This window comes from Acidimicrobiia bacterium (assembly GCA_035651955.1).
GTDB lineage: Bacteria > Actinomycetota > Acidimicrobiia > IMCC26256 > JAMXLJ01 > JAMXLJ01.
Map to the genome: position 1 here is coordinate 71,847 of DASRES010000035.1, position 7,946 is coordinate 79,792.

Consider the following 7,946-nt stretch of genomic DNA (forward strand, 5'->3'; position numbering starts at 1 on the left):
GTCAGCCTACGGACGTGGCCGCCCCGGTCGACACCTGAGTTCCCTGCGCCGCGTCCACCGCGGCGCGCGCGTGGTAGCTCGACCGCACGAGCGGCCCGGCCTCGACGTGCGCGAAGCCGAGCGCGAGCGCGCCGTCGCGCAGCGACTCGAACTCTTCTGGCGTCCACCACCGGACCACCGGGAGGTGGCGGGCCGACGGGCGGAGGTACTGGCCGAGCGTGAGGATGTCGACGCCGACCGCCCGCAGGTCGGCCGCCGCGCCGAGCACCTCGTCGGCGGTCTCGCCCATCCCGAGGATGATGCCGGACTTCGTCGTGAGGCCGGCATCCTTCGCACGCGCGAGGACCCCGAGGGAACGCGCGTACGCGGCCGACGGGCGGGCGGCGCGCTGCAGGCGGGCAACCGTCTCCAGGTTGTGGTTGAGGACGTCGGGACGCGCGTCGAAGATCGTCCGCAGCGCGGCCGCGTCGCCCTTGCAGTCGGGGATCAGGACCTCGACCCGGGTCGCCGGTGTACGGGCGCGGATCGCGCGGATCGTCGCCGCGAACCCCGCGGCGCCACCGTCTTCGACGTCGTCGCGCGCGACGCTCGTCACGACCGCGTGTGCGAGCCCCATCACGGCGACCGCCTCGGCGACGCGGGCCGGTTCCTCGGGATCGATCGGCAGCGGCCGCCGCGTGTCGACGAGGCAGAACCCGCACGCGCGCGTGCACCGCTCGCCGAGGATCATGAACGTCGCGGTGCGATCGGCCCAACACTCGTAGATGTTCGGGCAGCCCGCCTCCTCGCACACCGTGTGGAGCGAGAGCGAGCGCATGATCCGCTTCGTCTCCCGGTAGCCCGCGCCGAGGTCCGCCTTCACCTTCATCCACGACGGTCGCCGGAACGTGGGATCAGGCGCCGGCGTAGCCACACCCGCCTCTGCGAGCCGGCCGAGGAGACGCACCGGCGCGGAGGGGGGCGCAGGCGCGGTGCCGCCGGCGTCGGCCTCGCGCGTGAACGCCGAGAGGTCCGACGGGTGCTCGCGCCACACGACGTCCTGGCGCTCGACGCCGTCGTAGCCCAGCTCCGCGACGAACGAGTCGACGACCGCGTCGACGACGTCGCGCATCTCGGGCGCACGACCGAGCACGCGCGCGAGGGAGGTGACACCCCGGTCCGCGATGCCGCACGGGACGATGTGACCGAACATGGCGAGGTCGGGATCGACGTTCAACGCGAAGCCGTGGCGGCTGCGGCCACGCGCGACCTTCACCCCGATCGCCGCGATCTTCTCGTCCCCGACCCAGACCCCCGTGTATCCGCGCTCGGTGTGCGCGTCGACGCCGAGACCGGCGAGCGCGGCGACGAGCGCGGCTTCGACGTGACGGACGTACGCGACGACGTCGCGCTGCCCGTCGCGCCAGTCGGGCAGCGTCACGATCGGGTACCCGACCAGTTGACCGGGGCCGTGATACGTCACGTCACCGCCGCGATCGGTGCGGACGAGCTCCGCACCCACCGACGCGGGCGGTACGAGCACGTGCTCGAGGTCCGCCCGCGTCCCCAGCGTGTAGACGTGGGGATGCTCGAGCAGGAGCAGGTAGTCGTCGGCTGTGCGGTCGTGCAGCGCGCGCTGGAGCGCGTCGGCCTCCGCGTACGCGACGCGACCGAGCCAACGCGCGCGCAACCGCGTCATGCGAGCTCCGCCTCCCAGTCACGCGTCTCGAGCGTGTCCTTCATCTCGCGCAGGAACGCGGCCGCGTAGGCGCCGTCGAACGCGCGGTGGTCCCACGCGAGCGCGAGCACGCCGACCGGACGGATCGCGATCGCGTCCTCGCCGTCCGGACCCTCGACGACGACGGGCCGCTTGTGCACGCCGTCCGTCGAGAGGATCGCCACCTGCGGCTGGTTGATGATCGGCAGCGTGATGAGGGTGCCGTACCCGCCCGCGTTCGTGATCGTGAACGTGCCGCCCATGATCTCGTCGGGCGACAGCTGCTTCCGCCTCGCGCGGTCGGCGAGGTCGCGGATCTCGCGCGCAAGGAGGCGGAGACGCTTCCCGTCCGCGTTCTTCACGACCGGCGCGATGAGGCCATGGAAGTCGAGGTCGACCGCGATGCCGAGGTGCACGTCGTGGTGCACGACGAGCTGCTCGCCGTCGACGCTCGCGTTCACGTGCGGGAACTCGACCACGGCGTCGCAGAACGCGCGCACGATGAACGGCAGGTACGTGAGCGCGAAGCCCTCGCGGGCCCGCCACTCGTCTCGGTGCGCTCGGCGCACCCGGTCGACACGCTCGAAGTCGACCTCGATCGACGTGTACACGTGCGCGCTCGTCGCCTTCGACCGGACCATGTGCTCGGCGGTGCGCCGGCGGATGTTGTCGAACGGCACGACCTCGTCGCCGCGGGCCCCGGCGGTCGGCTGCGGCGCGGGCGCGCTCTCCGGCGCGGGCGCAGGCGCGGTCGGCGCGGGCGCGGTCGGCGCGGGCGCGGCAGGTGCCGCGGGCGTCCGGCTCGGAGCGGACGGCGGCGACGCGGCCAGGACGTCGCGGCGCGTGATGCGACCGCCCTCGCCGGTCCCCCGGAGCTGGTTGGGGTCCAACCCCCGCTCGGTGATGAGCCGGCGCACGACGGGCGACATCACGAGCGGCTCGCCGTTGCGGGCCGGTGGCGACGACGGCGCGGCCGGCGCCGCGGGGGCCGCGGCCGGGGTGGCGGCAGGTGGGGACGGGGGCGGAGGCGGAGGCGCGGCCGCCGGCGGCGGCGCCGCGGCGGTGGCCGCGGGCGCCTGGGCCGGGGTCGCCGGTTGGGCCGGTTCGGGCGTCTCGGGGATCTCGGCCGGCGCCTGCTCGGCCGGCTGCTGCGCAGCCTGCGCGGCGCGTGCTTCGCCGCTCTCGGGCGCCGGCGCGGCCGCGGCGGCGGGCGCAGCGCCGTTGCCGCCCGCAGGCGCGCTGTCGCTCAGGACGGCGAGCCGCGTGCCGACGTCGACGGTCTCGCCCTCCGGGACCAGGATCTCGCTGACGTAGCCACCCGTGGGCGCGGGCACCTCGGAGTCGACCTTGTCGGTCGAGACCTCGAAGAGCGGCTCGTCGGCGTCGACGTGGTCGCCGACCGACTTGAGCCAGCGGGTGATCGTCCCCTCGGTGACGGTCTCCCCGAGTTGCGGCATCGTCACGTCCACGTGAAACCCCTTCTAGCCGTGCAGTCCGCGTCCGGTGAGGGCGAGCATCGACTCGCCGAACAGCTCGCTCAACGTCGGGTGCGGGTGGATGAGCATCTCCATGTCCTTCGGCGTCGCTTCCCAATTGACGGTGAGGTACCCCTCGGCGAGCAGCTCCGTCGCCCACGGGCCGACGATGTGCACGCCCAGCACCGGCCCGTCGCGCTCGGCGACGATCTTCACGAGGCCGTCGGGCTCACCGATGATCAGCGCCCGGCTGTTGCCCGAGAACCGGTGGACCGACGTGACGACGTCGTACCCGCGCTCGCGTGCCTGCTCCTCGGTGAGCCCGCTGAACGCCACCTCGGGATGGCAGTAGATCCCCCACGGCACCTTGTCGTACTCGACCGGCACCGCGGGCTCGCGAAGGATCGTCTTGATCGTGACGATCGCCTCCGCGAACCCGACGTGCGCGAGCTGGGGCGTCGCGACGACGTCGCCGACCGCGTACACGCCCGGCACGGTGGTGCGCATGAACCCGTCGACGACGATGTAGCCGCGCTCGTCGACCTGCACGCCCGATCCCTCGAGGTTGATGCCCTGCGAGCGCGGCGCGCGCCCGATGCTCACGACGACCTTGTCGACGACGAGCTCCTTCGTCTCGCCCCCGAGCTCGTAGCGGAGCTTCAGCTCGGAGCCCGCGCGCTCGACGCCCTGCACGCGGACGTCGGTCTCGACCTTGATCCCGCGCTTCTTGAACGCGCGTACAGCGACGTTCGCGGCGTCGCGGTCGACGCCGGTCAGGATCTGCGGCAACGCCTCGAGCAGCGTGACGTCGCTGCCGACGTCGGCGAGGAACGACGCGAACTCGCAGCCGATCGCGCCACCACCGATGATCGCGACGCGCCCTGGGACGTCGCGGAGCTGCAGCACGTCGTCGGAGGACAGGATGCGCTCGCCGTCGAACTCGAAGCCCGGGAGCGTGCGCGGCGACGAACCCGTCGCGAGGATGAGCGAGTCACCGAGCAGCTCGCTGCCGTCGGAGACGCGAACGTGGTGCGCGGCGGCGTCGACGATCGTGCCCCGACCGGGAACCGTCGTGACCTTGCGACCCTTCAGCAGCGACTCGAGCCCGCGCGTCAGGCGGTCGATCACCTGCTGCTTGCGCTGCTGGCTCGTCCCGAGGTCGAGCGTCGGCTGGCCGGCGTCGACGCCGAACTCCTTCGCGCCGCTGATCGTGCGCAGCACCTCGGCCGTCTGCAGCAGCTCCTTTGCGGGGATGCAGCCGCAGTGGAGGCAGGTCCCGCCCACGCGGCTCTCCTCGACCATCGCGATGCGCAGCCCCGCGGCACCCCCGTACAGGGCGGCGGCGTACCCGCCCGGACCGCCACCGACGATCACGACGTCGAAGCGCTCGGCCACCGCGGTGCTCCTCTCTCCGCTGCTGTGTCGCCTCCGGCCGGCGCGCTCAGTGAACGGCGCGGCCGAGGACGATCTGGGTGATGCCCGCCGCGAGGATCGCGGCACCCGTCAGGATCGCGGCGATGATGAGCTTCTTCGTGCTCACGTCTCGTCCGCCGTCTCGCCGAGCGGCTGCATCTCCTCCATTGTCGCGGGTCGGAACCCGCACCCGGGAACGCCGCTCCGGGCGGTCGCGCGGACACGCGTGAACCTCTAAGCTGACCGTTTCCGACTGCACCACCTCGCGGGAACGGAACGGGCGACGGAGGGGACCGAGCCGGGCGTGCAGCAGAGCGCGAAGAAGCTCATCGGACGGGCGCGTGAGGCGGTTCCCGAGGGGACGTTCGCGGTCGGCGCCGGCCTGCTCGTCGCGGCCGTCACGTCGTACGTCTTCATCATCCTCGCCCTGCGCGCGCTCGGCAGCAAAGGGAGCGCGGGGTTCTCGTCGTTCTGGGCGCTGATCTTCGTCGCCGGTCCGGGGTTCTTCCTGCCGCTCGAGCAGGAGGTCGGCCGCGCGCTCGCCCACCGGCGCGCGCAGGGAATCGGGGGCGGACCGCTCGTCGGCCGCGCCGCCCGCCTCGGCGGCATGCTCGTCGCGACGCTCGTCGTCGTGACGGTCGCGCTCGTCGGACCGCTGTCGCACGGCCTCTTCCACGGGGAGGCGTTCCTCGTCGGCGGCCTCGCGGTCGGGCTCGTCGGCTTCTACTGCATCCACCTCACACGCGGGACGCTGTCCGGCAACGGGCGGTTCCGCGCGTACGGCGACATGGTCGGTTCGGAGGGCGTGGTCCGGCTCCTCGCCGCAATCCCGCTCGCCGTGCTGGGCGTGAAGAGTGCGGCCGCGTACGGCTTGTGCCTCGCGCTCGCGCCGTTCGTCGCGGTCGCGTACTCGCTGCGCGGCCAGCGCGGGCTGATCACGCCGGGGCCGCCGGCGCCGTACAGCGAGCTGTCGGAGAAGCTCGGCTACCTCTTGGCCGGGTCGGTGCTCATGCAGGCCCTCGGGTACTCCGCGCTGCTCGGGATCGGTCTCCTGGCGAAGCACAGCGAGAAGGACGCCGTCGCATCGTTCGCACGCGCGTTCTTCATCGCGCGCATCCCGGTGCTGCTGTTCCAGGCCGTGCAAGCCGCGCTGCTGCCGAAGCTCGCGTCGCTCGCGGGTGCGGGCCGTCAGGACGAGTTCCGGGCCGGCCTGCGGCGACTCGTCGTCGTCGTCACGGGCATCGCGGTCATCGGGACGGTCGCCGCGTTCACGGCCGGGCCCTTCGCCGGCCGGATCCTGTTCGGCAGCGACAAATTCACGATGGGCAACGTCGACCTGGGGCTGCTGGCCGCCGGGAGCGGCGTGTACATCGTCGCCCTGACGCTCGCCCAGGCCGTGATCGCGCTGAACGGCCACGCCAAGCAGACGTTCGCGTGGCTCGTCGGCGTGGTCGCGTTCGTCGTCGTCGCGGGTGTGGCCAGCGGTCTCGAGCTGCGGGTCGAGCTCGGGTTCCTGATCGGCTCGGCGGCGAGCACCGCGGCGATGATCGTCGCGATGGCGCACCAGCTGCGGTCGGCCACGGCGCCGCGGGTCACGCCGCTCATCCAGGCGATCGAGCAGGAACCGCTGGAGATCTGACGCCCGACCGGCGCCCGGGTCCTACTCGTCGGCGGGGCGTTGCCCGACGAGCAGGAGCGACTGGCCGAACCGGACCTCGCGGCCGTCCTCGAAGCGGCGGACGAACGGCACCGCGAACCGGTCGAACGCGCGCACGGCCTGCTCGCCGCGCGGGACGTAGCCGATCTGCCGCGCGAGGAGCCACCAGCCCAGCGCGCCGAGCGCGTTGACGTAGCGGGCCTCGACCACGCGCAGCCCGGCGCGGTCGACGAGCGACGCGAGCGACGACTTGCGGTAGCGCCGGTGGTGCCCGATCCGCGCGTCGACGTCGCTGTAGAGCGAGTCGAGCGCGGGAACGAGCAGGACGAGGCGACCACCCGGCTGCAGGAGCTTCGCGAGCCGGGCGAGGGCGCGCTCGTCGTCGCGCACGTGCTCGAGCACGTTCACCGCGACGACAGTGTCGAACTGCGCGTCGCCCGGGACGTCGGCGAGATCGGCACGCTGCACGCCGACGGTGGGCTCGGACCGGAACCGCGCGCGCAGCTCGGAGACGTGCTGCTCGGAGACGTCCGTGGCGAGCACACGCGCACCGCGACGGGCGATCCGCTCGGTCAGCTCGCCGCTGCCCGCGCCGACCTCGAGCACGTCGCGACCGAGGTAGGGAGCGACGAGGTCGTGCACCCAGTCGGCGTAGTTCGGCGCGTCGCGCAACGAGTCGAAGACCACGGTCTCGCGGCCGTCGTCCGGCGCGTCCACGACGTCACGCGCCGGCCGGCGCTCGAGACGCTCGCCGAGGCCGGAGTACCGGACGATGCCGTACAGCGCGCGCACGCCGTCCTTCCAGCCGATCTTCTTGCCCTCGGCATACGTGCGGCCCGCGTACGAGATGCCGACCTCGTACACCCGCCATCCCGCGCGCGCGATCTTCGCGGTGATCTCGGGCTCGAACCCGAACCGGTCCTCGTGCAAGTCGACGTCCTGGATGACCTCCCGGCGGAACGCCTTGTAGCAGGTCTCCATGTCGGTGAGGTTCAGGTTCGTGAACATGTTCGACAGCGTCGTGAGGAACCCGTTGCCGACCGAGTGCCAGTAGTACAGGACGCGGTGCGGGCGGCCACCGAGGAAGCGCGACCCGTACACGACGTCCGCCGCGCCAGCGAGGAGCGGGCGCAGCACCTGCTCGTAGTCGGCCGGGTCGTACTCGAGGTCCGCGTCCTGGACGATGACGTACGGCGCGCTCGCCTCCCGGAACCCGCGCCGCAAGGCCGCGCCCTTGCCGAGGTTGATCGGCTGGACGAACACCTTCACGCGCGGGTCCTGGATGCCGCGGAGGATGTCGAGCGTGCCGTCGGTCGACCCGTCGTCGACGGCGATCACCTCGTCGACGTACGACGACTCGAGCACGCGCTCGACGACGGCCTTGACCGTGGCCGCCTCGTTGTAACAAGGCATGACGACCGAGAGACAGCGCTCGGCGTCGACGCCGCGATCGGCGGGCGGAGCGGGCACGGCGGGACAGGGTAGCGAACGACCCGTACGCGTTCACGGGGCCATGGCGAGCTGGCGCGCGTACGGCGGCGAGATGATCCAGGTCGCGACCGCGACCCCCGGCGCCCCGCCGAACGGGACGATCGCTCCCGTCCTCGTGAGCTCGTAGCCGCCGTTCGATGTCAGGACCAGACCACGCGCCTCGTCACGGCCGAAGTACGGCGACGGGAGGAGGGGCGCACCACCCAGCGACCAG

Annotated in this window: 6 protein-coding genes; 1 reads left to right on the forward strand and 5 read right to left on the reverse strand. The window is 72.7% G+C overall.

The features are described 5' to 3' along the window. Nucleotide 1: 1 nt before the first annotated feature. From lipA to lpdA, 3 genes are read right to left on the reverse strand one after another with little or no spacing between them, the layout of a single operon-like run. Entirely contained in the window at nucleotides 2–1,678 is a 1,677-nt protein-coding gene (gene lipA / locus VFC33_08270; GenBank protein HZR13230.1) for a lipoyl synthase, read from the reverse strand. Next, nucleotides 1,675–3,165, reverse strand: coding sequence for a dihydrolipoamide acetyltransferase family protein (locus tag VFC33_08275; protein ID HZR13231.1), 1,491 nt, complete (start codon nucleotides 3,163–3,165; stop codon nucleotides 1,675–1,677). Before VFC33_08275 ends, lipA begins: the two co-directional genes overlap by 4 nt. Before the next feature lie 12 nt (nucleotides 3,166–3,177). Continuing rightward, nucleotides 3,178–4,566 carry a dihydrolipoyl dehydrogenase gene (lpdA, locus tag VFC33_08280; protein HZR13232.1) on the reverse strand — a complete coding sequence of 463 codons (1,389 nt, stop codon included), beginning with the start codon at nucleotides 4,564–4,566 and terminating at the stop codon, nucleotides 3,178–3,180. A 322-nt stretch (nucleotides 4,567–4,888) separates the two neighbouring features. Between lpdA and VFC33_08285 the strand changes: the two genes are divergently transcribed. Further along, nucleotides 4,889–6,223 (forward strand): hypothetical protein, encoded by a 1,335-nt coding sequence (locus VFC33_08285; GenBank protein HZR13233.1) that lies wholly within the window; start codon nucleotides 4,889–4,891, stop codon nucleotides 6,221–6,223. A gap of 21 nt (nucleotides 6,224–6,244) precedes the next feature. On the opposite strand, the gene VFC33_08290 is transcribed toward VFC33_08285, so the two are convergent. Both VFC33_08290 and VFC33_08295 read right to left on the reverse strand, forming a co-directional pair. Further along, nucleotides 6,245–7,711 (reverse strand): glycosyltransferase, encoded by a 1,467-nt coding sequence (locus VFC33_08290; GenBank protein ID HZR13234.1) that lies wholly within the window; start codon nucleotides 7,709–7,711, stop codon nucleotides 6,245–6,247. 33 nt (nucleotides 7,712–7,744) lie between these two features. Continuing rightward, the coding region (locus tag VFC33_08295; GenBank protein ID HZR13235.1) for a hypothetical protein at nucleotides 7,745–7,946 on the reverse strand (202 nt) is incomplete at its 5' end.

Excerpts from the sequence above, each read along its gene's own strand:
- lipA (HZR13230.1), bottom strand. The coding sequence starts at position 1,678 with ATGACGCGGTTGCGCGCGCGTTGGCTCGGTCGCGTCGCGTACGCGGAG.